Here is a 25,144-nt window from a genome sequence, read left to right as displayed (position 1 = left end):
TGATGAATATCTTTTTACTTTTGAGGAACCGTTAAATGATTTAATCCATTAGCTGAACTGTAGCTTTGCATCGGTTATTGTCATTCGATCATTTGACTGTGACTCTTCTAATCCTAACGAAGGTGAGGGATAGAATTATGCAAATAACAATTCGTGGACATCATTTATCTATTACGCCAGCAATTGAAGAAAATATAAAAACAAAGTTCGCACAGATCACCAAGCATCTGGATCAAGTGAACAGTATGCAGATTAAACTTTCTAAAGATCACCAAATTGATAAGCGTTCTAAAAAAGGAAGCAGCAACCATATCGCAGAAGCTATTGTACGGTTACCAGGAATTGAGTTTTTTGCTCATGCCAATGCGGACGACATGTATACTTCGATTAAACTTTTGACAGAAAAATTGAAAAAACAGATCGATCGTTATCGTAAAATGAATCTGAATTATCAGCCAATCGCAATATAATCAGTAAAATTGAAAAAAAGAGGTTTTTAAAAGCCTCTTTTTTTATAGATATAATGTATATGACTAATGAATTATTTTTTTTATTTATAGTAAAATGATCCGTTTTACACCGTTAGTCCTATAAGAGGTCTTGTGATGAATAATGAACAGCTCGCTGAAGTCTTAAAAGCCGCGTTCCCTGAGGCTGAAATTGTTGTGACTGGCCAAGGCGGTAAATATGATCTCCGTATTGTGGATGATCAATTCGAAGGTAAGCGTCCAGTTGCTCGCCAACAAGCTGTTTATGCTCCTCTCAACTCTTATATTGCCAGTGGTGAAGTCCATGCCGTGACAATTCGCGCAATGACCAAAGAAGAATGGCGCAAAGCAAGCTTATTCGGAGCTTAATAGATTAATGGATAAATTTTTAATTCAGGGCGGCAATAAGCTCGAAGGTGAAGTGCGTATTTCTGGTGCAAAGAATGCAGCACTACCACTCCTGGCTGCAATGATTCTTGCAGAGACTCCTACCAAACTGACCAATGTGCCGAATCTGAAAGATGTAAATACATTGGTTAAACTCATTGCCGGCCTCGGTATCACTATGACTTATGAAGGTGATACGGTTGTTGCGGATACTTCAACACTGACCAACCAGTTCGCACCATACGAACTCGTAAAAACCATGCGTGCATCCATTTTGGTGCTTGGTCCTTTGCTGGCGCGCTACGGTAGTGCGCAGGTGTCTTTGCCTGGTGGTTGTGCCATTGGTTCGCGTCCAGTCGATCAGCATTTGAAGGCTTTAGAAGCTTTAGGTGCAGAGATAGAAGTTGAAGCGGGTTATGTCCATGCCAAAATTGACGGTCGTTTGAAAGGTGGCGAAATTGTCTTTGATATGGTGACTGTGGGTGGTACCGAAAATATTCTAATGGCCGCTGTCCTTGCTGATGGTGTCACCACCATTCGAAATGCAGCCCGTGAACCGGAAATTACCGATCTGGCTCAAATGCTGATCAAGATGGGTGCTAAGATTGAAGGTCTGGACACCGATACATTGGTAGTGACCGGTGTAGAACATCTGCATGGCTGTGAACATGCAGTGGTGGCTGACCGGATTGAAACTGGTTCCTATCTGGCCGCTGCTGCTATTACCGGTGGTCGTGTCAAAACCACCCATACCGATCCAAACCTGCTTGAATCTGTCCTGGACAAGTTTGAAGAGATGGGCGCAGAAGTCACCCGTGGTGAGGATTGGATTGAACTGGACATGATGGGGAAACGTCCGAAAGCAGTCAGCTTCCGTACCTTGCCACATCCAGAATTTCCGACAGATATGCAAGCCCAGTTGATGGCAGTGAATACCATCGCTCGTGGTTTTGCGACAATTTCTGAAACGATTTTTGAAAACCGTTTCATGCATGTTCCTGAACTGGCACGTATGGGTGCCAATATTCAGGTCGAAGGTAATGATGCTGTTGTTACTGGCGTAGAAAAACTTTCTGCAGCCCCGGTGATGGCAACGGATTTACGCGCTTCATTCTCTCTGGTGCTGGCAGCGCTTGCCGCAGACGGGGAAACAGTGATTGACCGGATCTATCATATTGACCGCGGTTATGAAAATGTTGAAGCGAAGTTACAAGGTTTAGGTGCCCAAATTAAGCGAGTAAGTTAATGAGCGATATGAGAAACGATGATCCAAACTTTGACGTAATGGGCAATTTTGATCATGGTTTAACTTTAGCATTAAGCAAGGGCCGTATCTTAAAAGAAACTCTTCCTCTGTTGGAAACAGCGGGGATCAACCTGTTAGAAGATCCGGACAAATCACGGAAACTGATTTTCCCGACCACACATAAGCATGTGCGTATCCTGATTCTGCGTGCTTCTGATGTACCGACCTATGTTGAAAATGGTGCAGCAGACTTGGGTGTTGCGGGTAAAGATGTGTTGATGGAACATGGTGCGCAAAACGTGTATGAGCCGCTGGATCTGAAAATTGCCAACTGTAAATTAATGACAGCCGGCAAGGTGGGTATGGAACGTCCGAAAGGCCGTTTAAAGATTGCGACCAAATATGTTAACTTGACTCGTCAATACTATGCGAGCCTTGGCGAGCAAGTGGATGTGATCAAGCTGTATGGCTCAATGGAGTTAGCGCCACTGGTGGGTCTGGGTGATTACATTGTCGACGTGGTCGATACGGGCAATACGCTGCGTGCTAATGGTCTGGAACCTTTGGAAGAAATCTGTAAGGTATCTTCCCGTCTAATTGTGAATAAAGCCAGCTTTAAACGTAAACAGACTCTGTTAAATCCGATTATTGCCCAGTTGGAAAAAGCGGTTGAAGAACGCCAAAAAGCGAAAAAAGCTTAAATTTTAAGAATCAAATAGGCCATCCTTCGGGATGGCTTTTTTATAACTGACATCTTTTCAGTTAATTAAATTCCTTCATCAATTGTGGCGAAAGTAATTTTCAATAAAACTCGTGTCTGATGCTGCAGAATGATAACCACAAGTGCCTTTAAAAAAGGTAAACTAATCTTTTCCATATCAACCTTGTGGGTAAATTGATGCGACGTTTATCGACTCAAGATCAAAACTTCAAGCAAGCTTTTGCAGACTTGCTGGCTTTTGAAACAGTGAGTGATCCTGAACTTTTAAAAACCGTAGACCAAATCATCGCTGATGTACGTCAGTATGGTGATGCTCATGTTCTTAAATTAACTCAGCAGTTCGATCGACATCCAGCGCATCAATTTTCAGATCTGGAACTGACTCAAGAACAACTTAAAGCAGCATTTGAAAGTTTAAGCCCAGAAGTGCGTGAAGCGCTAGAACTGGCAGCAAAGCGTATCCGTGAATTTCACCAGGCACAAAAACAGGATGGCTGGACTTATGTGGATGCTCTAGGCAATACCTTAGGTCAAAAAGTTACTCCACTGGATCGTGTGGGAATCTATGTACCAGGTGGTCTGGCTTCTTATCCATCTTCAGTGTTGATGAATGCGGTGCCGGCCCATGTGGCAGGTGTAGGTGAAATCATCATGGTGGTACCTGCACCAAAGGGTGAGCTGAATCCATTGGTACTGGCTGCGGCTTATCTGGCTGGCGTGCATCGTGTATTCACTATTGGTGGTGCACAGGCAGTTGCTGCGTTGGCCTATGGTACAGAGACTATTCCGCGTGTCGACAAAATCACTGGTCCGGGTAACCGTTTCGTGGCTGCGGCAAAACGTGCGGTCTTTGGTCAGGTCGGTATCGACATGATCGCAGGGCCTTCTGAAATTTTGGTGTATGCTGAAGGTAAAAATAATGCAGAGTGGCTGGCAATGGATTTATTGTCACAGGCTGAGCATGACACTGTGGCACAAGCTGTTTTTATTACTCCTGATGAAGAGCTTTTGAATGCCGTAGGTGAGTGGATTGAAAAACATTTGGAAGCTTTGCCTAAAGCTGAGATTGCCCGTACTTCGATTGCCAATCGTGGCGCATTGGTAGTGGTCAAAGACCGTGCTGAAGGTATTGAACTGATTAACCAGGTTGCGCCAGAACATTTGATGTTATGTCTAGATGAGGCACAAGAGATGGCTGAAGAGATCCGTCATGCCGGTGCGATCTTTATGGGACGCTATACGCCAGAAGCGATTGGTGATTACTGTGCTGGTCCAAACCATGTGTTGCCAACCTCTGGTACTGCACGTTTCTCATCACCACTTGGTGTGTATGATTTCCAGAAACGCTCCAGCCTGATCATGTGTTCTGAAGAGGGCGTGAAAACCTTGGCGAAAACGGCAGATGTTCTGGCGCAACAGGAAAATCTGGATGCACATGCCCGCTCAGCACGTTATCGCTATCAATAAGCTTGAAAAGATTTTTTTGAGGGCTGATTGATCAGCCCTTTTTTGAGACAGAATTTGAGATTAATCCATGAATATCACCACAGAACAAATGCGTTTTTGGAGTCCTGAAGTACGTGAGCTGGAACCATATGTGCCAGGCGAACAACCAAAAATCCAGAACCTGTTAAAATTAAATACCAATGAAAATCCATATCCACCATCACCGAAAGTGGTGGAAGCGGTGCAAAAAGTTTTAGCTAATGGTGCGGACGTATTGCGTCTTTATCCAGATCCCGATGCATCAGAACTAAAACAGGCAATTGCGAAACAGCAGAAGGTTGCGGCTGAAAATGTCTTTGTCGGTAACGGCTCTGATGAAGTTCTGGCGCATATCTTTAAAGCCTTCTTTATTCAGGAATTGCCGCTTCTATATCCTGATATCACTTATAGCTTCTATCCGGTTTATAGCCAGTTCTTTGGGGTTAAAACCAAAGTATTACCACTAAATGAAAATTTTGAAATTGTGGTAGCAGATTATAAACAGCCAAATGGCGGCATTATTATCACCAATCCAAATGCACCAACCAGTATTGCATTGGGTTTGTCTGCCATTGAAGAAATACTACAAGCCAATCCGAATTCAGTCGTCGTAATTGATGAGGCTTATGTAGATTTTGGTGCTGAATCTGCAGTCAGCCTGATTGAGAAGTATGAAAACTTGGTTGTGTGTCAAACGACTTCTAAGTCCCGTTCATTAGCAGGGTTACGTGTCGGTTTTGCGATTGCACAACCACATCTGATTGCAGCACTGGAAGCAGTGAAAAACAGCTTTAACTCCTATCCGATGGATCGTTTTGCGATTGCGGCAGCCGTGGCTTCTTTTGAAGATCAGGAATATTTCGAAGCACAAAATGCCAAAGTCATTGCCAGTCGTGAAAAGCTGATTGCCCAACTGGTTGAACTTGGCTTTAAGGTACTACCTTCAAAAGCCAACTTTATTTTTGCTTCATTGCCAAGCAAAGATGCAGGTGAACTGGCAGCGGAACTACGTGAGCGCGGTATTATCGTTCGTTATTTCAATAAGCCGCGTATCAACCAATTCCTGCGGATTACTATTGGCACAGATGAGCAGAATCAGCGGTTAGTTGATACATTGAAAAATGAGATTTTAGTTTAATAGAATCTCTCCCTTGCGGAGCAATGTTCCTCACCTTTATAAAGGAAGGAATCCCCCTCTTTTACAAAGAGGGGCTAGGGGAGATTCATAAAAAAGCGATTCAATCGAGTCGCTTTTTTGATTTATTCAGGCGTATACCAGGTATTAAGTAAATCCAGCATTGCAGACACTTTATCAAAACATTCCTGATATTCCGCATCACAATCCGAAGAAATAGTAATACCACCACCAGCCCATAAAGACACATTATCTTGGTATTTCTGAAGTGAACGAATCAGAATATTCCAGGAACCTGTTCCATCAAAATTAAAATAACCGAGTGAACCGCAATAGGCTCCGCGTGGTGCACCTTCTAGTTCTTCAATAATCTGCATGGCACGAATTTTTGGCGCACCTGTAATTGAACCACCGGGTAGAGCTGACATCAGCATATCAAATGGATTGATATCAGCTTTTAACTTGGCCTCAACTTCACTGACCATATGGTGAACCTGGTTAAAGCTTTCAATGTTGAACAGCTTTGGTGTTTTAACTGAGCCTGTTTCTGCATAAACACTCAGGTCATTCCTTAATAGATCCACGATCATGACATTTTCAGCCTGATCCTTTTTAGAGTTGATTAAGGTCTGCTTAGACTGTTCATCCAAGATTGGATCGGCATAGCGCGGCATGGTGCCTTTGATCGGCTTGGTAATGATTTTTCGCTGAGGTTGAAATTCAATAAATAGCTCGGGTGAACAGCTTATAAGTTCAAATTCACCTACACGTAAGTAACCTGCATAAGGGGCATCGGTCAGCTGCCAGAATTTGTCTGCTGTAGCCAAAAGCGAGCCTTGAGCTTGTGCTGTGAATTCTTGGGTGAGGTTAATCTGATAACAGTCACCGGCTTTAATATATTCCTGAACCTTATCAAATGCCTGTTGATAAGCAGATTTATCCCAGCGTGCTATACATGGAGATAGTAGACTGAATTCAGTTTTATATCGATATTGATTAATTAGCATCTGAATATTTTGGAAAATTTCTTTAGCATTTGGATCTGAGCTTTTAAATAGCCATCCCTCTTGGTTATATTCCAGATAAGTAGAAAACTGGCCGATAAACAATGCCGGCTGCTGACGTTGTTTATTTTTTATATGTTGCTGTGCTGCATAATCATAAGAAACAAAACCTACGTATCCACCATTGAATTTCTCTGAATTGTTTTGACCAGCAGACTGAAAGTTGAGGCTTAGTTCACTATTAATTTTTACGTATTCATCAAAGGTATTTTGTTGATAAGACTGTATATTTCCATTTTGAATCAACACATATTGATCAGCATTAAAAGCAATAAAAGGTTTTCCTTGGTTTTCTAAAAAGACGACATGATCTAATGAGTGTAATGCTGCCAAAATATCATGTGCTTTAACATTGAGAGTGCTAAGGAGAGTTTGGTATGTTGTGCTGTGCATTCTGTTTGAAAAATGAGTGGATTGTCTCGATTTTATCTTAATTCCATAGAAAAATGAGAGGAAACTTGTGTTTACCGTTTGTCGGCGAAACATAAAAAATGACCAACAGCAGTTGATCAAAAATTAACATAAAGCTAACTTAGTCATGCGAGCAAATCACTCAAGGATTAATTGTTTGTGTTGTCATAAAAGTAAAAACACAATGCGAACAGAGAGTGATTAAAAACCAAAAAAATAATACTCTTGGGAGAGTACGAATGAAAAAATTTACTAAATTAGCGTTAGCTACTTCAGTTGCTTTGAGTGCAAATGCAATGGCGATGCAAGCAATGGACGATGCATCTCTAAGTGCGACAACAGGTCAAGACGGTTTAAGTATCGGTATCGGTATCTCTAGAGTCGAAATTGGAAAAGTATTCATCCATGATAATGATGGTTTGGCAGATACTGCTTTAGGTGGTACTGGTGATGCTGGTGCGATCTATATTAAAGCGAATGGTTCAGGCCAAACAGCAGCTCACGGTGTGGTGATTGGCGCAAACTATGACAATAATGGTGCTTATCTACTTGCTTCTCGTAACTTGGCTGACTTAACAATTGATTCTGATGCTGGTGATGCTAATCCATTCATTAATATTGCAGCTAAAGTTTCTGGCTTGGATATCAATATCGGTGAAATCGGTGTTGTGGCATCAGCTGTACAAGGTGCAGATAATACTGCTGACGGTGGAGAAGATAATACAGATACACTTCGCCGTGGGGGTAAAGGGGTTGAAAACGCTATTTTAACAGGTCTTTCTGTAAAAACCGGTCCAATGTCTGCTAACATTCAATTGGGTGCAGCACCTCAAGGCGCAATGATTAAATTGAATGCTACTATGATCGGTGGTTTAACCATTGAAAATCTAGGTATCGTTGATAATTCAACTAAACAAGGTACTGGTGATGGTTCAAAAGATAACCGTGCTGCAGGTGTGTTACACTTAGATAAAATTCAAGTGGCGGATGCTGGTCAACTTGATTTAGCATTGAATCAATCAATTAGTATTTTTGGAACAGATGCGGCAAATACTACTTATCCAAATGGTTATATTCGCATTGTGAGTACAAGTGGTGCACATGATAACTATGTGACAGGCGTACGTATTGGTAGTGATAGTGCAGCATCAATTGGCGACGTTGAAATTCAAAATATGCAAACCTATTATGGCGCTCCAGCTGCATTAGGTGGAACTGGTTATCAGCAAGGTGCTATTATTACTATTGCAGGTCACTAATTTGCCTTCAAAAAGAGCGCGTATTTATACGCGCTTTTTTTATGTCTACTGCGTTCATCTTAAACATAAAAAAAAAGCTGTTATTTTTTGAAAAAAAAGGTATCTTGAAGGTTACAAGGAAGTAGAGTGAAAACTCTATGATAATAACTGACATGCATGGCAATTAATGCCGATAAAAAGAAAAAGTCAAAATTATGTTAGAGATTGCATTGGGCTCGGCATTGATGTATTACGCTGCCAAAGAAGCCTTTGATTTAAAGCAACAGCCTCCAGGAACCATCAAGTACGCTGAAGTCCTCGATTCGCGTAATGATTCTTTTGTTCGTATGCATCAAGAGGCCGTTCAGGTTCGCCCAGCCATTGAAAATCAATTTAGAGGTATTGTCCGTCAAGCTTATGATTACAGCTGTGGTTCAGCAGCACTGACGACACTGCTCAACGGTTATGTAGGCACTCAGCTAAATGAGCAACAGATTATGAATGGTCTGATGAAATATGGCGAAACAGAAAAAATTGTAGAACGCCGTAGCTTCTCATTGTTAGATATGAAACGCTTTGTTGCTGCACTGGGGCTAGAGAGTGGCGGTTACCGCGGCGAATTTAATGACCTGATTAAACAGGGACAACCAGCGATTGTGCCAATTTCCTATGCGGGTTTTAAACACTTTGTTGTTTATAAAGGTTATAAAAATGGTCGAGTCTATGTGGCAGATCCGGCTATTGGTAATATCAGTTTTGACGAACAACGCTTTAAGGATGTTTGGGAGAATAACACACTATTTTTAATTAATGTGCCTGAACAATATCGTAAAGACTTTTTAGCAATTCAAGATCAAGACTTACGTCATGTAGAAGATTCAGTTATTAATCGTTATGCATTAGCAGATATTCAATACCCTCAGTTTTATATGGATAAAATTGCTGATAAGGCATCAACCATCAGCAAAAATCGTAATCGCAATTCAGAATCGGAAAATTTTGGAAAATTTGAGCATAACTTTCTTAGACTTTATTACAAAAACAAATAATGCGGACATTATGGAATTAAAAAATAATACGGTGGAATGGATATGAAAAGTCAATGGATGAATAAGACACTACTGGTACTCAGTGTTCAGATGGCGATGGGGGTAGCTTATGCAAATGATGACGTTGCATTGGGGGAATACGAAGCCGTAGAGGAAACGACTGAATCTGTTGAGGTAGAGCCTGAATTAGGTGGTTATGAAACAGTTCAGGAAGTAGAGGAGCAAAATGCAACGCCAGAACCAGTACAACCAACTACAGCAAGCCAGGCATTGCAAAAACAAGAAGGTGATGCAACCCAAGAAACCAACCTTGAGGAAGTGTTTACTTCAAGTGAACGTCAGTATTCGCTGATCAAGCAAGGTGAAATCTCATCTTATTACGATCTTGATTATACTTATTATCGTGACACGCAACTTGATCTGGAAATGGCTCAAGGTCAGCTCTATCAACTGCGTGTACAAGAAAATGCCTCGCATACCATTACTAATACATTTACCTTACAGTACGGTTTAAAAGATAACCTGACTTTAACCGCATCTGTTCCGATGGTTGCAAAAACGGATCTGCTGAAAGATACCTCAACAGCAGGATTAGGTGATATTAGCCTAGGGGCGCGGTGGGAGCCATTTCCGTTGAAAGCTGGCCGTTTACCACTGATTTTATTTGGTAACTTGTCGACTAAGACAGGCGATAGCCCTTATGAAATCAATGCGGCGACAGATTTGGCGACAGGTAAAGGTTATTATTCTGCAGGGATCGGTGCGAGTACCCGTAAATATATTGATCCGGTGGTACTGTTTGCCTCTGTTTCTGCAAACTATGGCTTTAAAGAATCAGGGTTAAACCAGCGTCGTGGTAGCCGAATTATTGACGAGTTTGATCCGGGTATCAGTGGTGGTTTCGCATTTGGTTTTGCCTATTCATTTAACTATGACGTGTCCATGACCATGTCATATCAACAAAGCTTTAATACAGGAGCTGAATTTATTTATGCTGACAATGGTAATGGTATAAAAGAAAGTTACTCATCAGCTGACCAAACCAGCTCGACTTTCTCTATTTCATTAGGTGTACGTACTTCACCTGACACCATTGTGAATGGAACACTTGGCTTTGGTCTGACTGAAGATGCACCAGATGTATCACTTGGTTTATCTTTCCCGCTTGATATCTTAGGCTTCGGCAAAAAAATCCGCTAATAGGGGTGTCGCATGAAATACATTCGACTTAACCCGCTATTGGCAGGCATTATACTGGCGGGGTATTCATCGGTTTCGTTTGCTCAGTTAGGAACAAACCTTTCTGTAGATTTACGTTCATTGGCTATGGGGAACGCGGTTACAGCAGATCCACCTGGGGTGAACTCGATTCACTTTAACCCGGCAGGCCTGACAAAAATTGATGGTTTGCAAACTGAACAGCAAATTGTGGTGGCAAACTTCGATATTCAGCGTGAGTTCTCTGTACCTGCTGGCTATAACGTCTTTGGTTATTCAGATGATCCATTGGTTTGTAATGATGGGCCTGAAGTATCATCTGATTTGTGCACCGACTTTAAAGATAAAGTGACGGGTGACGTTGAATATGCGAGTCTGTATGTTCCCTTCTTGAAAAAGATGGTTGATTTAGGTGAAGGCTTACCTTTAGTTGCACCCACCATGGGGATCGCTTATAACCCACCGGGTTCAAAAGCCACTTATGCAACTGCTGTTTATGCGCCTTTGGTTGCTGGTTTTGGTCATGAAAATGGTAATCCTGCCAACTTTATGGGGCAACAAGTTGCTCTGGAGCGTATCACGTATTTATCGCCATCGATTGGTTATGAAGTCAGTGATCAGCTATCTATTGGCGCATCCATCGGAATGTCATACCAAGCTATTGCAATGAAAACGGATTTGCGTTTTCCGAATGAGCTGATTGGCATGCTACGCATGATCGATGAGGTCGTTTGTACACCATTTAAAGAAAATTCAGACATCATTACTGACATTTTACTTTTGGGGATCTGTAATGCTGATGAAGGTATGAACCCATTTGGTAAATTTGGTCAGATGCAATTGGCAGTTGAACAAAACTTAAGCCCAAGTTATAACTTGGGGGTACTTTGGGAGCCAACTGAAGATTTTAGCTTTGGTCTGGTTTATCAAAGTGCAGCCAAAATGCGTTTGAAAGGCAAATACCATATTGATAATGCTAAGGCGCCACAGGAAATGATCAAAGGATTGATGACTTCTCCAACAGGGCAGATTCTGGCAGCGATTCTTGGATTCCCTACCTATATTCCATCCAGTGAATCTGGTTTAGTATCAATGGATTTTGAATATCCAGAGCATATTCAGGCTGGCATTAAATACAAAATTATGCCTGATCTGCAAATTAATGTGGATGTGGGCTGGACCAATTATGCGGCGTGGGATCAGTTTAAATTTGAGTTCGACCGGCAAATTTCAGCGCTTAAAATTGCAAAATTATTGTCTGCAAATGTGACTGATACTTCATTAGCGCTTCCTTTAGGCTTTGAGTCACCATGGAACTTTGGTGTGGGACTTGAATATTCAGCGACAGACCGATTAAAGCTGCGTATGGGTTATGAGCCACGTACATCTGCAATTCCAGATGACAAGCGAAATACCATGGTGCCAATTAACGGTGCACAACTTTTTGGTATGGGGGTAGGCTATCGCTTTGATGCAGATACAGAACTTGATTTATCCATTGGTTTCTTGCGCAGTAAGGATAATATCCCAGCAAATACCAGTAGTTTGGCCAACCAAACCGGGGTTAATAATTTATTACTTAACCCATATGCAGGCTTAAATGTCAAAACTGATACCAAAATTACAATTTTAGGTTTGAACTACCGCACACGTTGGTAAAGGAATATATGATTAGAAAGGGTGTATGGTTAAAGACAGTATTGGTGCTAGGTTTAGTGCCAATATCTGTTTCTGTGTCAGCAAAAGAGTTCGTCACAATTATTGGACCGGATGGTCGGCCGATGGTTGTTCCTCCTCCAACAGGTACTAAAGATAAAAAAGCAAAAGCTGTTGTATCTCAACAATCAACAGTGAATCAACAAGAAAGCCATCAAGCTCTATCTGTTCCGAAAGTTCAACCTAAAACATCTGCGATTTTGGGTGACACAGCTGCACAGAAAATAAATACTGTTGTACAACCAGTACAACCAGTACAACCAGTACAACCAGTACAACCAGTACAACCAGTACAACCAGTACAACCAGTACAACCAGTACAACCAGTACAACCAGTACAACCAGTACAACCAGTACAACCAGTACAACCAGTAATTACTCAAAAATCAACAGCAGAAGTTCAAGAGCAACAATCTCAGCCACGTTCTGGCATTAGTCAAGTGGATGGGGTGGAATACGTTGATAGTGAATATTTGGAAGCAAAAGAATTCAATTTAGAAGGAAAAAAACGTTTTTATACGATGCCAGAAGGGATAGTAGATAAAAATCTCGGCAGCGTTCGCTTTCAAAACGTAGAACGTGAAAAAGGGGTAGGGCAGTCAACCTTGAAGGCTTTATTCCAAAAGTCAACTCAACAAGATGTTCCGATCATATTGGCACAAACTTATTATCGGGTTTCGGGCGATGAAACGATAGAAAGTTTGGGGCAACGTTGCTTTAGTGGTAAAAAGCTTAAAAAATCAAAAAAACTTGCATTAAAAAAAGAAGTCAGCTTATGGCCTCGAGCACCCATCACTAAAGATGAATTTGACTATGAAGTTGTGGCAGTCGATGCAGGAATTAAAAATATTCAGCTAAAATCTTTTGCATCTAGCCAAAATAAACCTGTGTTTTATTGGCCGTTTACGGTATTTCTAGACCATAAAGGCTGTGTTTTAGAGGGTGCAGGGGGATTTAAAAATCAAGATGGACAAGGCAATTATTTCCAATATGAGTCCATTGAGGGCATCTTACAGATTCCTGAACAAACAGCATATGTACTTCTTACACCGCTCGCTTCTGCAATTGATGTAGAAGATAAAATGTTGAGTAATCAAGGACAACTAAAATTAACCGCAATTCGATAAGGATTATTCGAGTAAATCATCATGAATATAAAAAAAATCTTTCCATTTGCTTTAACAGCATTGGTCACAACATTGACAGCTTGTGGTGGTGGCGGGAGTGCCAACGTTAAATCTGAAAATGATGAACCCGCGACAACGAATGGCAGTTGTAGTGGTGCAGGATGTATTGAGTGGGGCTTAGAATATCCTCTAGACGGGTTAAATTTTAATTGTAGTAGTGATACCAAAAATAATTTTATTACTCAATTTAACCGTAACGATGGTGTTGCAACAGGCCGCTGTAAAGAAACTGATGAAATCGAATTTTATATTGCCAGTGAACTCGATACGCGTATCAATATTGGAAAAATTAAACTCAGCGATTTTATTCAAGTTTCTGGAGTCGAGTCGAGCTTCCCACGTTTAAGCTTATTGGATATTAGTGCAGGTCAGCCGAATGCCAGTAACTTAAATCCGAATGATCCGAATGTCAAAAAAGCAATCAATACAATTAAAGTATTGCAAACTTTGGCATTAGAAGAAGAGCGAATTACTGATCCAACAGATATTCAGCCGTTATTTATCACCGATAAGATACGTACGCGCTTAAATACAATCACAAAATCTATTAATGTGGCTGATGCTGATTTTGAATCACAAATAAAACCTGTGATCGATATTACCAAGATAAAAGATGAAGATGCATTTAAGACAGTGAGCAAGCTTGCGATTATTGCTAACGCTGCAGTGTATCAGCCTGAATTTTCTCTGTTTTCTACAGATGGCTTATTAAGTCAGCTTAGTGGTTCAAATGGACTGGTAGGTTGTGATAAAGCAAGTTGTAGTGCTTCTGATAAAACCACGCGTCATGTCTTTGGTCATTTCATGCTGATTACAGATCGTCAGGGGTATACCTTTGGCTCAGGTGTTCAATGGCGTGATAAAGACCTGATTGTTGCAGGCAGTAATTTAACTTCCTTAGGCGGTATTAATGCTGAAATGATTCGTAAGGTGAAGCCAGTAGGGATGACTGCGCTGCCACAAACAACTTGGTTAGATACGGTGGCTGATAAGATTACATCCCCATACCAGTTTAATGTGGGGCAAGGTCAAGATAAGCTAGAAATTACCCAAGGTACTTTACTCAGTGACTATGTGATTGCCGGCAATGAAAATTTTTATAAATTAGTCGTGAAAGGAAAGGTCGATAACACACCGTTGACTGCTGTTGAACAAGCTAAGCTGGGTAAATGGAGAATGTCTGCAGATAATCTAAACTACAACGGTTCTATAGATTTATATAAGATTTTCCCAATTAGCTATTTGGATGGTGAAGTCTTTAAAACTGCGAATAATGTGGTGAAAGGTGAAAAATATATCTTCCCAATTTATGGCGAGCTTGAGTTTAAATTTACTGATACAAGCCACAGCCCGGTAAAAGTTGGTATCGTTATTGATAGTAATGGTGATGTACGTACCAACCGTCAATCAGAAACCACACTGGCGATGGATCCGCAAAATGGCTGCCGGGGTGATATATTAGGTAGTGATCTTAAAGATGACAATGGCGTTACCCAATATCGTTTAGGGACTTTGGGGCGTGCATTCGCCAAAGATAAAACCTTGTCGATTCGCATGATTTTAGGTCATGAAAACTTCGGCGATATTAATGGTGCTTTGATTGGGGTAGATTCGCGCATTCAAACTTCAACCAATGCCAATGACAGTATTGTGATAGGTGGCGCATTAATCAATGTCTCAAACTTATTGAATTCAAACGCTGGACAAAAAGGTCGTATTACCTTTACCAACTCAGCTGGACAAGCTGTTGGTTGGGCAAATACTTTGGCGAGTTTCCAAAATATTTATAACACAGCAAATAAAGAATCAACTTCTGTGACAGATGCAGATAAAGCGTTAGCTAAACTCAGTGGCGGTACAGTGAGCCTGAATCTTGCAGATTGTTATACCGTGAAACAAAAATAATCTAATCATAGTAAAAAGCCCATCTTCTGATGGGCTTTTTTATTTAAGAACTATATAAATTTTTGTGAAGCTATTACATAAACCCTTCAAGTGGCAACCAAGAGAGGAATGTCACCAGTGCTTTATTATACCACTTCATTTTCGGTTCTTTTTCCAAGGTGTGAATTTCGCCATTGGCCTGTTTGATTTTCCAGTTAATCTTATCATTAGCATCTAAAACTAGTTTATAAGCGTATTTGCTTAAGTTCTGATCCATGGTCTGGTGTACTTTGTGAGCTAAGGAAGGGCTATTGAGCAATACCCCAATTTCAGTATTAAGATAGGCAGAACGTGGATCCAAGTTAAAAGAGCCAATAAACACCTGTTTTTCATCCAATGCCATGAGTTTAGCGTGCAGACTAGAACGACTTAAGCCCTTTAAGCTGACTTTCGCTTTGTCAGCAATTTCATAGGTATTCGAGTTTAAATTCGCAGCTTCAGGCGCAGCAAGAAATTCATAGAGCTGCACATTATTTTTGAGTAGATCCTTACGGTATTTGCTATAGAAGGCATGAACCACAGGTACGTCATTGGCTTGATAGGAATTGGTGAGAACCCGAACTTTGACATTTTCTCGGGCGAGTTTTTTTAGCCGTTCAGCACCTTCTTTTTCTGGTACAAAATAGGCAGAGACAATATCTACACTCTGCTCAGGTTTTTCTAAATGCTGTACAAGCTGAAAATTTAAATGATCTTCTTTTTTGGATTTAGACCGGATCTTGCTTGGGTGATCTTTGACCACTTCAGCTTCGACCCAATCGAGCTGGATATTTTGCTCCAACCATTTATCAAAGGCTTTAGAACGATTCGCTAAATCCAGGTAATTGGTCACACGTGGATCCTGTTGATGCTTTTCCAATTGCTGTTTTAGGCTTTCGTAGCGCAGGGTATGCTGGTGATGATTAACGATGTCCCGTACTGGATAGGCATAATCATCGTTCCAGTATTCATCAAAGGAATGGATAATTTCATCAGAGGCAGCACCGACCAGCATCACATCGACATCTGAGAACTGGTAAGCATCACTGACATTGTAATACTGGTTGCTCATATTACGTCCACCGATCAGAGAGATCTGGTTGTCGGCAATAAAGCTCTTGTTGTGCATACGGCGGTTGATGCGTTTCAGATCCAAAACCATATCCATGGCACGATGCTTACGGAAACGGTAGGGGTTATAAAGCCGTACATCAATGTTCTGGTGCTGATCTAGTGCTAGATAGATACCTTCCATTTTCTTGGCATTGTTGTCATCAATCAGGATACGTACTTTGACGCCACGGTCTGCAGCTTGAATGATGCTATATAGCGCCATAGCACCAATCCGGTCATTGTCCCAGATGTAATATTGCAAGTCTAAAGTCTTTTCAGCTTTATTAATCAGCTGCATGCGGGCAGCGAGTGCTTCTAGTGGGTCATAGAGAACATGGTAACCGGTGAGACCAATATTTTGGTCCCGTAAAGGCTGTACGATTTTCGACAAACTAGTTTGGGATGTATCTGTCTCAAAGGCCATATGTGATGCAACTTCGCCGCGATGTGGCAAAGTACTACAGGCAGGAATTCCCAAAACAAGGCTGCAACTCAATAAAACAGCACTTTTATATTGAATGTTACGCTTGGAATTGACCATGGGCAGGTCGGCCTTGGAACGGGGAGCAATCGCCATAGGTGTCTAAGAGTGATAAATTAGGTTTGAGTATAATGGTCAGCTGTGAAAAGATAAATACGATGCAGAGTATGTACTGAAGAACGGGAAAAGGCAAAAATTATGGGGAATATTGATTCCGTGACCTTTTATTTTTATATTGGCATGGCCATTTTAGCGCTGTGGGGAATCTCACACGCTTGGATCAGTCAATCCCATACACAGACCATTCATCCTTTCAAAGCCTTTACCCATTTATTAGCTTATTATCTATCTTACTTGCTGATTCCTTTATTTTTCTTCAGTATTTATGCTGGTTTTAACGGCTATTATTCCATTCACGAGGCAATATTTATTTGTCTGCTCAGTGGAGTACTGTGTTATGCACGATTTATTGAGCCGCATCTGATTCAAGTCAAAACCACACGTTACCAGATTAATCCCGATAAAAAATTTGACAAGCCGGTGCGTATTGCACTGATTGCAGATTTACATATTGGTTTATTTTCCGGTCATGAACGCCAGCTGAAAGAGATTGTTGAAAAGCTGAACCAGCAGAAACCTGACTTGGTAGTTGTGGCAGGGGACTGGACTTATGAACCAGAAGACAAGCTGACTGAAGAACTTGCTGTGCTCAAAGAAATTCAGGCGCCGATATATTCAGTCAATGGCAATCATGATGAACAGTATCCTGGACCTCCTATTCAGGAATTGCTGCATCATGCTTTAGAAGTCAATCAGGTGATCGATATTGAAGGACAGATTGTTGAGTTCGATGAATTTCGTCTGCTTGGGATTGGGGATCTATGGGCTGGTAAGGCGGATATGCGTTTCTTGCCTGAACTGCCGCAGGACAAGCCTTGGGTGATTCTGTCGCATAACCCGGATACGGTGGATATGGTGCCACAATTACCTACACGGCCCTTGATGTTGTCTGGACATACACATGGTGGGCAGGTGGAACTGCCATGGCTTACCGATTATGTGATGAAACGTGTATCGATCTTGGGTCATAAAAAAGGTTTGTACCGTCATGCACATGCTGATGTGTTTGTGACGGTGGGTACAGGACTGGTGGGTGTACCTTTCCGTTTCCGAGTGCCACCAACGATTGATATTATCGAGCTAGTCTAAGAATGATTTCTTTCTAGTCCAAAATCCAGATTAAGAGCAGGATAAAAATAACAATGCCGGCAGCAATCCAGATTAAATGCGGTGTTTTCGGTGCAGATTCCGGTTCCGCCACTTTTTCCTGCAATTCTGCTGTAGCGGGTGGTAATGGGGAAGCAGGGCTGTCACTCAGCTGATCATTCTGACGGGGAATAGAGATGGCAATGGAATCAGTCAGATTCCCAGTCTCAACCTGTTGTTCTGGAAGATCATCACTAAAGCGTGGACCAGAGGTTTGTTGCTGCAAGGCTGCATCATGTTCCATCAGAATCGCAGCGATTACATCTCGTGCTTGCTGTTCGGTGAGTGAGCTGTTTTTGACAATATAAACGAGTGCTTCATTCTTTTTATCCTCTTCCAGTAAGACCACGATATGAACCAGCTGTTCCTCGTTGAGGTGCTCGATAGGATCCCGCATGTCTTATCCTTATAGTCGTGAATCTTATTCTTATTGTTTATGAATCTTGTCCAAAGAAATAGCAGATTTTTGTACATTAAATGACAGGCATAAAAAAGCCAGCGGATTACGCTGGCTTTTAGACTATGCTAGGTAACCATTAAATCTGGTTATTCACATCATCATTTTTGGTTTCACGAATCAGCAGGAAGGCTAATAGTGACAAAATTGATGCTGCAGTCAGGTAGTATCCTACTGCATACAGGCCATAACCTGTTGCCAGTTTAGTTGCGATCAATGGTGCGAAAGATGCACCGAAAATACCAGCCAGGTTGAAGGTCAATGCTGAACCAGTATAACGTACTGAAGTCGGGAAGATTTCAGACAGTACAGTACCGATTGGACCATAAGTTAAGCCCATAATCGCAAGACCGATACACAGGAACAGGAATACGACCACAGTGCTGCCAGACTCCAGCATATCTGCAAAGAACAGACCGAATATCGCTGAGATAATACATACACCGATTGAAGTAGTTTTACGGCCAAATTTTTCAGCAAATACAGCAGATAATGGAATAAATGCAGCGAAACATAGAGTCGCAATCAGTTGCAGTTCAAGGAATTCTGCACGGCTATAACCCAGTTTAGTTGTACCCCAGTTCAATGCGAATACTGTAGTCAGGTAGAACACCACGAAAGTACAAATTGCCGCAATGGTACCTAAAACCAGCATGCCTGAATGCTTTTTAAATACCTGTACAAATGGCACATTCACTTCTTTCTGTTTGCTTAGAACTTTCTGGAATGCAGGAGTTTCATGCAGTTTCAAACGAATCCATAAGCCCATGATGACCAGTAAAGAACTACAAATGAACGGAATACGCCAGCCCCATTGCATGAATTGTGCTTCAGACATGAATGCACCCAAAGTCAGGAACGAACCAGTGGCCAGAATGAAGCCTAGCGGAGCACCCAGTTGTGGGAACATACCGTACCATGCGCGTTTACCGTCTGGCGCATTTTCAGTTGCCAGCAATACGGCACCTGACCATTCACCACCCAAACCAAGACCTTGACCTAGACGGCACAGTGCCAGCAATAATGGCGCAACGATACCAATCTGTTGATAAGTTGGCAGCAGACCAATCGCAACTGTAGAGAGACCCATGGTTAGCAAGGCTGCAACCAGGGTGGCTTTACGCCCGATTCTGTCGCCGAGGTGGCCGAACAGGGCTGCACCAATTGGACGTGCGATAAATGCAATCGCGAAGGTTGCCAGAGACTGAATGGTCGCTGTCGTTGGATCCGTACTTGCAGGGAAGAACAAGTGTGGAAAAATAATCACAGCAGCAGTGGCATAGATATAGAAATCGAAGAACTCGATTGTTGTACCCACTAAACTTGCTGTTAAAACGCGAAATTTTGAATTTTGTGCTGGTAGAGCAGCAGTATTTGACGACGCCATGAAGGACCTTACACTTACTAAAAATAAAAAAACTTAGTTTTAAAAGCGTAATCTTTTTAAAAAAGGCGTAATTTCTTAAAAAAACAACTGCAATCTTCTTGATTCTGCGCGCTCAGGGTCACTGAAATGGAGAATAAGAGGATTAAATCACGTAAAGATAGATAGACAGAAAATGTGATCCTGCGCCTATCAATACAAAAATATGCCAGATAGCGTGCGTATATCTTACTCTTTTTAGGGCGTAAAACAATGCACCCACAGTATACGCCAGCCCGCCAATTACGAGAAAGGTCAAAGATTGAACGGATAAGTATTTCTGCATATCGTCCATGACTAACAGTGCCAGCCAGCCCATAATCAGGTAAGCAGCCAGTGAAAGTTTCTGGAAACGATGAATGAAAATGAACTTGAAGAGTGTTCCAAGGATGGCAATCACCCATAACGCGATCAGCAAATACTGCGCTTTAGGGGTGGGGATCGCAATCGCTAAAAAAGGCGTGTAGGTTCCCGCAATCAAATAATAAATTGCGGTGTGATCCAGCTTTTTATAGAAATAACGACGATCGGCTGTAGTGGCCATGTGATACAGCATGGATGCAGAAAACAGCGCGATCATACTGAGTGCATAGACCCACAGGCCAAACCATTGTCCGGCACTTAAATAGGCTCCTTTGATTACCAGCAGAATACCAGCAATCACGGCCAATGCGGCACCGATCCCGTGACTCATATAGTTGATGCGCTCTTCGGTTGCATCATAATCTTGGAGTAGTGGTGCGTTTGACATAGTTATCGTTCTTCTTAAATATACAAATGTATAATAATTCAATTTTGCTTTTAGGGTAAGAACATTTACACTTTATAGGCAATTCATTTTAGGTTTCTTTTATGTCCACTTTGGCGTCTCTCTCGGTGCAAGAACAGCAATTTCTGGAAACTTTTCAGCAAGCCATTGAAAGTGATCAATTTGATCGACTGATTTTAAGTCAGTATAAAGGTGAACTTGAAAATCTGGAAAAAATGACCTTGCGAGTCATTTCATTAAATGACCAGAAAGTATTAAGTTGCCTATACCGCTACAAAACCCAGGATGTCACCAAGAACTATTCTTTAAGTGAAGCCATAGATAAAGTGAATGAATTGCTGGCATGTTGCAAGCAAGCCAATCTGATCACCACATCTGAAGAATTGCAGCTAAAAAAGAACAAGAAGAAAGTTATGCTCACTCGTAGCAAGAGCAAGCCAGTGCTCAAGGACAAAACTGAACAGGGGCATGACCGGGTCAAACAGCGTTATGTCGATCAAGACGCCTTGTTCCTCAAATTGCTCGGGATTACCGATCAGCAGAGCCAGATCATTCCCAGCATGGCGCGTAAGTGGAAACAAATTAACAAGTTCGTAGAAATTTTTTCTAATGCTTTGAGTCAAATCAAAGAACCCAAAGAAGGATTGCGCGTTGTCGATTTTGGTTCAGGAAAAGGTTATCTGACCTGTGCCTTGTATGACTATATGCAAAAGCATGGACAGACGCCGTGGGTGACCGGGGTGGAACTGAATCCGAAAATGGTTGAGTTCTGCCAGAATGTTGCGAATCAATCTGAATTTAACCAGCTGGACTTTTTCCAGGGCGATGTACGCACTTATGAACCGGAACGCCTGGATGTGATGATTGCTTTGCATGCCTGTGATGTGGCGACCGATTTTGCCATTCATACCGGAATTCGCCTCAATGCGCAGATCATCATGTGCGCGCCATGCTGTCATAAGGAATTGCGTCCGCAACTGAAAGCACCAACAGTGCTAAGCCCAATGCTGCAGTTTGGTATTCATGCCGGCCAGCAGGCAGAAATGTTGACCGATACTATCCGTGCTTTGTTGCTAAAAGCCTATGGCTATGAAACCAAAATATTTGAATTTGTGGCACTGGAACATACCAGCAAGAACAAAATGATTCTTGCGGTAAAACGTAAAGACTATAAGGAACCTGATCAGGAAGTGCTGGCCCAGATCCAGGCATTAAAAGATATGTATGGTATTCAGAAACACTCGCTGGAATTATTGTTGAATAATCAATGGGATCAGCAGGGGATTGGCTGTAAATGCTAAGTTCATCTGAGTTGCGAATTGTTTCAGGTAGTTGGACTGATCTAGCTGTTGATGCCAAGCCGATTCGTGAAGCCGTGTTTATTCAGGAACAGCAGATTGCGTTGGAAGATGAATGGGATGCTGAAGACTCAGTATCGATCCATTTTGTGGCTTATCTGCAGGATCAACCCGTCGCGACCGCCCGACTGTTAAGAAATAACAGTATTGGCCGGGTAGCAGTGCTGAAATCGGCTCGTGGCCATAAAGTCGGACAACGTCTGATGCAGTTTGTGATGGATACAGCTCGTACCGAAGGTCGTCAGTTTGTGAAACTGTCATCACAAGTTCATGCGATTGGTTTTTATCAGGCGCTGGGCTTTCAGCTTCAGGGTAAGGAATATTTGGATTGTGGTATTCCGCATATTGATATGTATTTACAGTTTTAAAATCTAGCTATAAAAAAGCGAGGTCTAAGCCTCGCTTTTTTGTTTTTTAATGCGATGTCTTAATGTGAAGAATGACCGTGGGCTGCGTTTGATTCAACATGGGTATTATCCATATGAGCATGTTCTTCTTCAGTCATGTCCATTTCAGCTGCAGTCGGTTCAGATGCAGGTTGATTAGATTGCTGCAGGGCAGCTTGCTGTTTTTTCTTAGCCTGCTGGCTTGGCATATAGTCCGGCTCATTGCTGACCGCTAACCAGAAAATAAACATGAATAAGCCACCAATCACGCAGAAAATGATCAGTGCTTTCCAACCCCAAGGCGATTTCTCTGGCGTATTTTGATGAGACATGGATCTGAACCTAACATGAAATAAATTTATGTTACTTTATAACATAAATTTGCTAAAAAGCAGATCAGAATTCAGCCGAAAATATGTTTGATTTTTAGTGGAATATAAAAAAGAGGAGCATCAAACTCCTCTTTATCTCACATGTTCTAGATCAGAAAGTTTCAGCCGCTGCGACTTTCTTTTTTAATAATTCTGGTGCCTTAAAGCGTTCACCATATTTCTTTTCCAGTACATTGGCACGTGCCAGTGCTTTTGCCAGTCCGTACTGGTTCAGATACTGGATCGCACCACCCGTCCAGGCCGGGAATCCAATCCCAAAGATGGAACCAATATTCCCTTCTACAGCAGATTGCAACACGTCTTCTTCCAAACAACGTACTGTATCCAGTGCCTGCACAAACAAGAAACGTTCAATCATTTCCTGTTCAGAAATCTCAGTGTTTTTATTCCAGTGACTCAAGCCCGACCAAAGCTGCTTTTTACCATTTTCAGGATAGTCATAGAAACCAGCACCGGCTGCTTTCCCTTTGCGGTTAAACTGGTGAATCATGGTTTGAATCACGTCATCAGCAGGGGATGCCGGTCGTTCTTTGCCTTCGGCTTGTAAAGCCTTACGGGTTTCATGGGTAATATGCGCAGTCAACGTTAAAGAGACTTCATCCTGGATCGCCAGTGGCCCAACCGGCATACCGGCTTTTAAGGCTGCCATTTCAATGCGTGCTGGATGAACACCTTCGGCGAGCAGGTGCAAACCTTCCTGAATAAAAGTGCCAAATACGCGGCTGGTAAAGAAACCACGGCTGTCATTCACCACAATTGGCAGCTTGCCAATCTGCTGCACGAAGTCAAATGCTTTAGCTAAGGTGTCGTTCGAAGTGTTTTTCCCTTTAATGATTTCCACCAGCTGCATTTTATCGACCGGGCTAAAGAAGTGCAGGCCGATAAATTTAGCTTGATCCTGACTTGCCTGTGCCAGTTGGCTAATTGGCAGGGTTGAGGTATTGGATGCCATGACGCCGTCGGTAGCTAAATACTGTTCGGCTTCTTGAGTCACCTGAGCTTTCAATTGCTGATTTTCAAATACCGCTTCAATGATCAGGTCACAGCCTTGCAGATCGGCTGCTTCTGTCGTGGTTTGTATCAGGCCTAAAATCTGGTCACGCTGTTCAGCCGTCATACGACCTTGACTGACTTTTTTATCTAGCAGTTTTTGGCTATAGGCCTTGCCTTTTTCGGCAGCTTCAATTGAAACATCTTTAAGGATGACCTGAATGCCTTTGCCGGCAGTGACATAGGCAATCCCGGCACCCATCATGCCTGCCCCCAAAATTCCCACTTTTTTAGCCTGCCATTTAGTGACATCCTTTGGACGATGAGCACCAGATTTGATGCTATTCATGCCATGCCAGAAAGTGCCAATCATGTTTTTAGATACTTGACCGGTCGCCAGATAGGTGAAATAACGGGATTCAATACGGAGTGCGGTATCCACATCGACCTGTGCACCTTCGACCGCAGCTGACATAATCGCTTCTGGTGCTGGATAACAGCCTTTGGTTTTGTCGCGCAGTATGGCAGGAGCGATGGTCAGCATTTGCGCGATAGCAGGTGAAGAAGGCGAACCACCCGGAATTTTGTAGCCTTTAATATCGAAAGGTTGCTGAGACTTAGGATTCGTTTTAATCCATGTAATTGCTTTGTCTAAAAGCTCATCCAGATTCTCGGCCGTATCATGAATCAGGCCTAAAGTTTTGGCTTTCTCTACACTGAATTTCTTGCCTTCCATCAAAAGTGGAAAGGCATTTTGTAGTCCTAACAGTCGTACGGTACGTACAATCCCACCACCCCCTGGTAACAAGCCTAACGTGACTTCTGGCAGGCCAAATTTAGTTTTAGGGTCATTCAGGGCAATACGATGATGTGCACATAAGGCAATTTCCCAGCCACCACCGAGTGCAGTGCCATTCAAGGTTGCCACTACGGGAATACCGCGGGTTTCGATATAGCGCAGCTGGTCTTTCATATTCTCAATCATATTGAAGAATTCGGTGGCATGTTCTGGCGTGGCTTGAATCAGCTCATCCAGATCACCGCCGGCGAAAAAAGTCTTTTTGGCTGAACGGAAGATAATCCCGCTGACATTATCATCAGCTTTTAATTTATTAACCGCTTCTGTCAGTGCTGCACGGAAGTCGGCATTCATGGTATTGGCTGACTGGTTTGGAGAGTCAAAGGTCAGAAGAACAATATTGTCTTCAGTTTTTTGATATTGAATAGCGCTCATGGTTCTC

The 25,144-nt window shown here is 42.2% G+C and carries 22 protein-coding genes; 15 read left to right on the top strand and 7 right to left on the bottom strand.

Annotated elements, in window-relative coordinates; genetic code table 11:
* Positions 1–137: 137 nt before the first annotated feature.
* The 6 genes from hpf (at position 138) to hisC (ending at position 5,465) form a co-directional block, all read left to right on the top strand.
* Positions 138–470 (top strand): ribosome hibernation-promoting factor, HPF/YfiA family, encoded by a 333-nt coding sequence (hpf, locus tag ABEF84_RS12455; protein WP_034583383.1) that lies wholly within the window; start codon positions 138–140, stop codon positions 468–470.
* 135 nt (positions 471–605) lie between these two features.
* Complete coding sequence (ibaG, locus tag ABEF84_RS12450; protein ID WP_034583384.1) at positions 606–857, top strand: BolA family iron metabolism protein IbaG; 252 nt, start codon at positions 606–608, stop codon at positions 855–857.
* 7 nt (positions 858–864) lie between these two features.
* Positions 865–2,121 (top strand): UDP-N-acetylglucosamine 1-carboxyvinyltransferase, encoded by a 1,257-nt coding sequence (gene murA / locus ABEF84_RS12445; protein WP_347455965.1) that lies wholly within the window; start codon positions 865–867, stop codon positions 2,119–2,121.
* Positions 2,121–2,822 (top strand): ATP phosphoribosyltransferase, encoded by a 702-nt coding sequence (gene hisG / locus ABEF84_RS12440; RefSeq protein ID WP_034583387.1) that lies wholly within the window; start codon positions 2,121–2,123, stop codon positions 2,820–2,822. Before murA ends, hisG begins: the two co-directional genes overlap by 1 nt.
* A 185-nt stretch (positions 2,823–3,007) precedes the next feature.
* Positions 3,008–4,309, top strand: a complete 1,302-nt coding sequence (gene hisD / locus ABEF84_RS12435; RefSeq protein WP_161788373.1) for a histidinol dehydrogenase — start codon at positions 3,008–3,010, stop codon at positions 4,307–4,309.
* A gap of 67 nt (positions 4,310–4,376) precedes the next feature.
* Positions 4,377–5,465 (top strand): histidinol-phosphate transaminase, encoded by a 1,089-nt coding sequence (hisC, locus tag ABEF84_RS12430; protein ID WP_034583389.1) that lies wholly within the window; start codon positions 4,377–4,379, stop codon positions 5,463–5,465.
* 122 nt (positions 5,466–5,587) lie between these two features.
* On the opposite strand, the gene ABEF84_RS12425 is transcribed toward hisC, so the two are convergent.
* Positions 5,588–6,919 carry an anthranilate synthase component I family protein gene (locus ABEF84_RS12425; protein WP_034585264.1) on the bottom strand — a complete coding sequence of 444 codons (1,332 nt, stop codon included), beginning with the start codon at positions 6,917–6,919 and terminating at the stop codon, positions 5,588–5,590.
* A 257-nt stretch (positions 6,920–7,176) separates the two neighbouring features.
* Between ABEF84_RS12425 and ABEF84_RS12420 the strand changes: the two genes are divergently transcribed.
* The 6 genes from ABEF84_RS12420 (at position 7,177) to ABEF84_RS12395 (ending at position 15,250) form a co-directional block, all read left to right on the top strand.
* Positions 7,177–8,196, top strand: a complete 1,020-nt coding sequence (locus tag ABEF84_RS12420) for a DUF6160 family protein (protein WP_347454746.1) — start codon at positions 7,177–7,179, stop codon at positions 8,194–8,196.
* Between the two features lie 194 nt (positions 8,197–8,390).
* The gene (locus ABEF84_RS12415; protein WP_034585260.1) at positions 8,391–9,224 is read left to right on the top strand and encodes a C39 family peptidase; all 834 of its coding nucleotides are present in this window, start codon (positions 8,391–8,393) and stop codon (positions 9,222–9,224) included.
* Between the two features lie 36 nt (positions 9,225–9,260).
* Positions 9,261–10,424 carry a hypothetical protein gene (locus ABEF84_RS12410; protein ID WP_347453086.1) on the top strand — a complete coding sequence of 388 codons (1,164 nt, stop codon included), beginning with the start codon at positions 9,261–9,263 and terminating at the stop codon, positions 10,422–10,424.
* A 12-nt stretch (positions 10,425–10,436) separates the two neighbouring features.
* Entirely contained in the window at positions 10,437–12,101 is a 1,665-nt protein-coding gene (locus ABEF84_RS12405) for an outer membrane protein transport protein (RefSeq protein WP_347453085.1), read from the top strand.
* An 8-nt stretch (positions 12,102–12,109) separates the two neighbouring features.
* On the top strand, positions 12,110–13,285 hold the full coding sequence (gene filE, locus ABEF84_RS12400; RefSeq protein WP_347473687.1) for a putative pilus assembly protein FilE: 1,176 nt from the start codon (positions 12,110–12,112) through the stop codon (positions 13,283–13,285).
* A 21-nt stretch (positions 13,286–13,306) separates the two neighbouring features.
* A complete protein-coding gene (locus ABEF84_RS12395) occupies positions 13,307–15,250 on the top strand; it encodes a hypothetical protein (protein WP_347453083.1) in 1,944 nt (647 codons plus the stop codon).
* Between the two features lie 73 nt (positions 15,251–15,323).
* Here ABEF84_RS12395 and ABEF84_RS12390 read toward each other — a convergent pair whose 3' ends face one another.
* Entirely contained in the window at positions 15,324–16,958 is a 1,635-nt protein-coding gene (locus ABEF84_RS12390) for a phospholipase D family protein (protein ID WP_347453081.1), read from the bottom strand.
* Positions 16,959–17,060: 102 nt separating this feature from the next.
* Here ABEF84_RS12390 and ABEF84_RS12385 point away from each other — a divergent pair, with 102 nt between their 5' ends.
* Positions 17,061–18,071, top strand: coding sequence for a metallophosphoesterase (locus ABEF84_RS12385; protein ID WP_034585250.1), 1,011 nt, complete (start codon positions 17,061–17,063; stop codon positions 18,069–18,071).
* A gap of 13 nt (positions 18,072–18,084) precedes the next feature.
* Here the strand turns inward: ABEF84_RS12385 and ABEF84_RS12380 are convergent, their stop codons facing one another.
* The 3 genes from ABEF84_RS12380 to ABEF84_RS12370 form a co-directional block, all read right to left on the bottom strand.
* Positions 18,085–18,525 (bottom strand): hypothetical protein, encoded by a 441-nt coding sequence (locus tag ABEF84_RS12380; RefSeq protein ID WP_034585249.1) that lies wholly within the window; start codon positions 18,523–18,525, stop codon positions 18,085–18,087.
* Between the two features lie 139 nt (positions 18,526–18,664).
* Positions 18,665–19,972 (bottom strand): MFS transporter, encoded by a 1,308-nt coding sequence (locus ABEF84_RS12375; RefSeq protein ID WP_034585245.1) that lies wholly within the window; start codon positions 19,970–19,972, stop codon positions 18,665–18,667.
* 142 nt (positions 19,973–20,114) lie between these two features.
* Positions 20,115–20,759 carry a hemolysin III family protein gene (locus tag ABEF84_RS12370; protein WP_034585243.1) on the bottom strand — a complete coding sequence of 215 codons (645 nt, stop codon included), beginning with the start codon at positions 20,757–20,759 and terminating at the stop codon, positions 20,115–20,117.
* A 101-nt stretch (positions 20,760–20,860) separates the two neighbouring features.
* Between ABEF84_RS12370 and ABEF84_RS12365 the strand changes: the two genes are divergently transcribed.
* Together ABEF84_RS12365 and ABEF84_RS12360 are read left to right on the top strand one after the other, a co-directional pair.
* Entirely contained in the window at positions 20,861–22,078 is a 1,218-nt protein-coding gene (locus ABEF84_RS12365) for an SAM-dependent methyltransferase (protein ID WP_034585241.1), read from the top strand.
* Positions 22,072–22,503: a GNAT family N-acetyltransferase gene (locus ABEF84_RS12360; RefSeq protein ID WP_034585239.1), complete on the top strand. Its 432-nt coding sequence runs from the start codon at positions 22,072–22,074 to the stop codon at positions 22,501–22,503. Before ABEF84_RS12365 ends, ABEF84_RS12360 begins: the two co-directional genes overlap by 7 nt.
* A gap of 59 nt (positions 22,504–22,562) precedes the next feature.
* Here ABEF84_RS12360 and ABEF84_RS12355 read toward each other — a convergent pair whose 3' ends face one another.
* Complete coding sequence (locus tag ABEF84_RS12355; protein ID WP_034585237.1) at positions 22,563–22,853, bottom strand: MFS transporter; 291 nt, start codon at positions 22,851–22,853, stop codon at positions 22,563–22,565.
* A 151-nt stretch (positions 22,854–23,004) separates the two neighbouring features.
* Positions 23,005–25,137: a 3-hydroxyacyl-CoA dehydrogenase NAD-binding domain-containing protein gene (locus tag ABEF84_RS12350; RefSeq protein ID WP_034585235.1), complete on the bottom strand. Its 2,133-nt coding sequence runs from the start codon at positions 25,135–25,137 to the stop codon at positions 23,005–23,007.
* Positions 25,138–25,144: the final 7 nt, after the last annotated feature.

Source organism: Acinetobacter sp. ANC 7912, assembly GCF_039862785.1.
GTDB lineage: Bacteria > Pseudomonadota > Gammaproteobacteria > Pseudomonadales > Moraxellaceae > Acinetobacter > Acinetobacter thermotolerans.
This window is presented reverse-complemented; position numbering and strand designations above follow the sequence as displayed.

Excerpts from the sequence above, each read along its gene's own strand:
- ABEF84_RS12395 (WP_347453083.1), top strand. The coding sequence starts at position 13,307 with ATGAATATAAAAAAAATCTTTCCATTTGCTTTAACAGCATTGGTCACA.
- ABEF84_RS12380 (WP_034585249.1), bottom strand. The coding sequence starts at position 18,525 with ATGCGGGATCCTATCGAGCACCTCAACGAGGAACAGCTGGTTCATATC.
- ABEF84_RS12360 (WP_034585239.1), top strand. The coding sequence starts at position 22,072 with ATGCTAAGTTCATCTGAGTTGCGAATTGTTTCAGGTAGTTGGACTGAT.
- ABEF84_RS12375 (WP_034585245.1), bottom strand. The coding sequence starts at position 19,972 with ATGGCGTCGTCAAATACTGCTGCTCTACCAGCACAAAATTCAAAATTT.
- ABEF84_RS12405 (WP_347453085.1), top strand. The coding sequence starts at position 10,437 with ATGAAATACATTCGACTTAACCCGCTATTGGCAGGCATTATACTGGCG.
- ABEF84_RS12365 (WP_034585241.1), top strand. The coding sequence starts at position 20,861 with ATGTCCACTTTGGCGTCTCTCTCGGTGCAAGAACAGCAATTTCTGGAA.
- hpf (WP_034583383.1), top strand. The coding sequence starts at position 138 with ATGCAAATAACAATTCGTGGACATCATTTATCTATTACGCCAGCAATT.
- filE (WP_347473687.1), top strand. The coding sequence starts at position 12,110 with ATGATTAGAAAGGGTGTATGGTTAAAGACAGTATTGGTGCTAGGTTTA.
- ABEF84_RS12385 (WP_034585250.1), top strand. The coding sequence starts at position 17,061 with ATGGGGAATATTGATTCCGTGACCTTTTATTTTTATATTGGCATGGCC.
- ABEF84_RS12390 (WP_347453081.1), bottom strand. The coding sequence starts at position 16,958 with ATGGCGATTGCTCCCCGTTCCAAGGCCGACCTGCCCATGGTCAATTCC.
- murA (WP_347455965.1), top strand. The coding sequence starts at position 865 with ATGGATAAATTTTTAATTCAGGGCGGCAATAAGCTCGAAGGTGAAGTG.
- ABEF84_RS12420 (WP_347454746.1), top strand. The coding sequence starts at position 7,177 with ATGAAAAAATTTACTAAATTAGCGTTAGCTACTTCAGTTGCTTTGAGT.
- ABEF84_RS12370 (WP_034585243.1), bottom strand. The coding sequence starts at position 20,759 with ATGTCAAACGCACCACTACTCCAAGATTATGATGCAACCGAAGAGCGC.
- ABEF84_RS12350 (WP_034585235.1), bottom strand. The coding sequence starts at position 25,137 with ATGAGCGCTATTCAATATCAAAAAACTGAAGACAATATTGTTCTTCTG.
- ABEF84_RS12425 (WP_034585264.1), bottom strand. The coding sequence starts at position 6,919 with ATGCACAGCACAACATACCAAACTCTCCTTAGCACTCTCAATGTTAAA.
- hisG (WP_034583387.1), top strand. The coding sequence starts at position 2,121 with ATGAGCGATATGAGAAACGATGATCCAAACTTTGACGTAATGGGCAAT.
- ABEF84_RS12410 (WP_347453086.1), top strand. The coding sequence starts at position 9,261 with ATGGATATGAAAAGTCAATGGATGAATAAGACACTACTGGTACTCAGT.
- ibaG (WP_034583384.1), top strand. The coding sequence starts at position 606 with ATGAATAATGAACAGCTCGCTGAAGTCTTAAAAGCCGCGTTCCCTGAG.
- hisC (WP_034583389.1), top strand. The coding sequence starts at position 4,377 with ATGAATATCACCACAGAACAAATGCGTTTTTGGAGTCCTGAAGTACGT.
- ABEF84_RS12355 (WP_034585237.1), bottom strand. The coding sequence starts at position 22,853 with ATGTCTCATCAAAATACGCCAGAGAAATCGCCTTGGGGTTGGAAAGCA.
- ABEF84_RS12415 (WP_034585260.1), top strand. The coding sequence starts at position 8,391 with ATGTTAGAGATTGCATTGGGCTCGGCATTGATGTATTACGCTGCCAAA.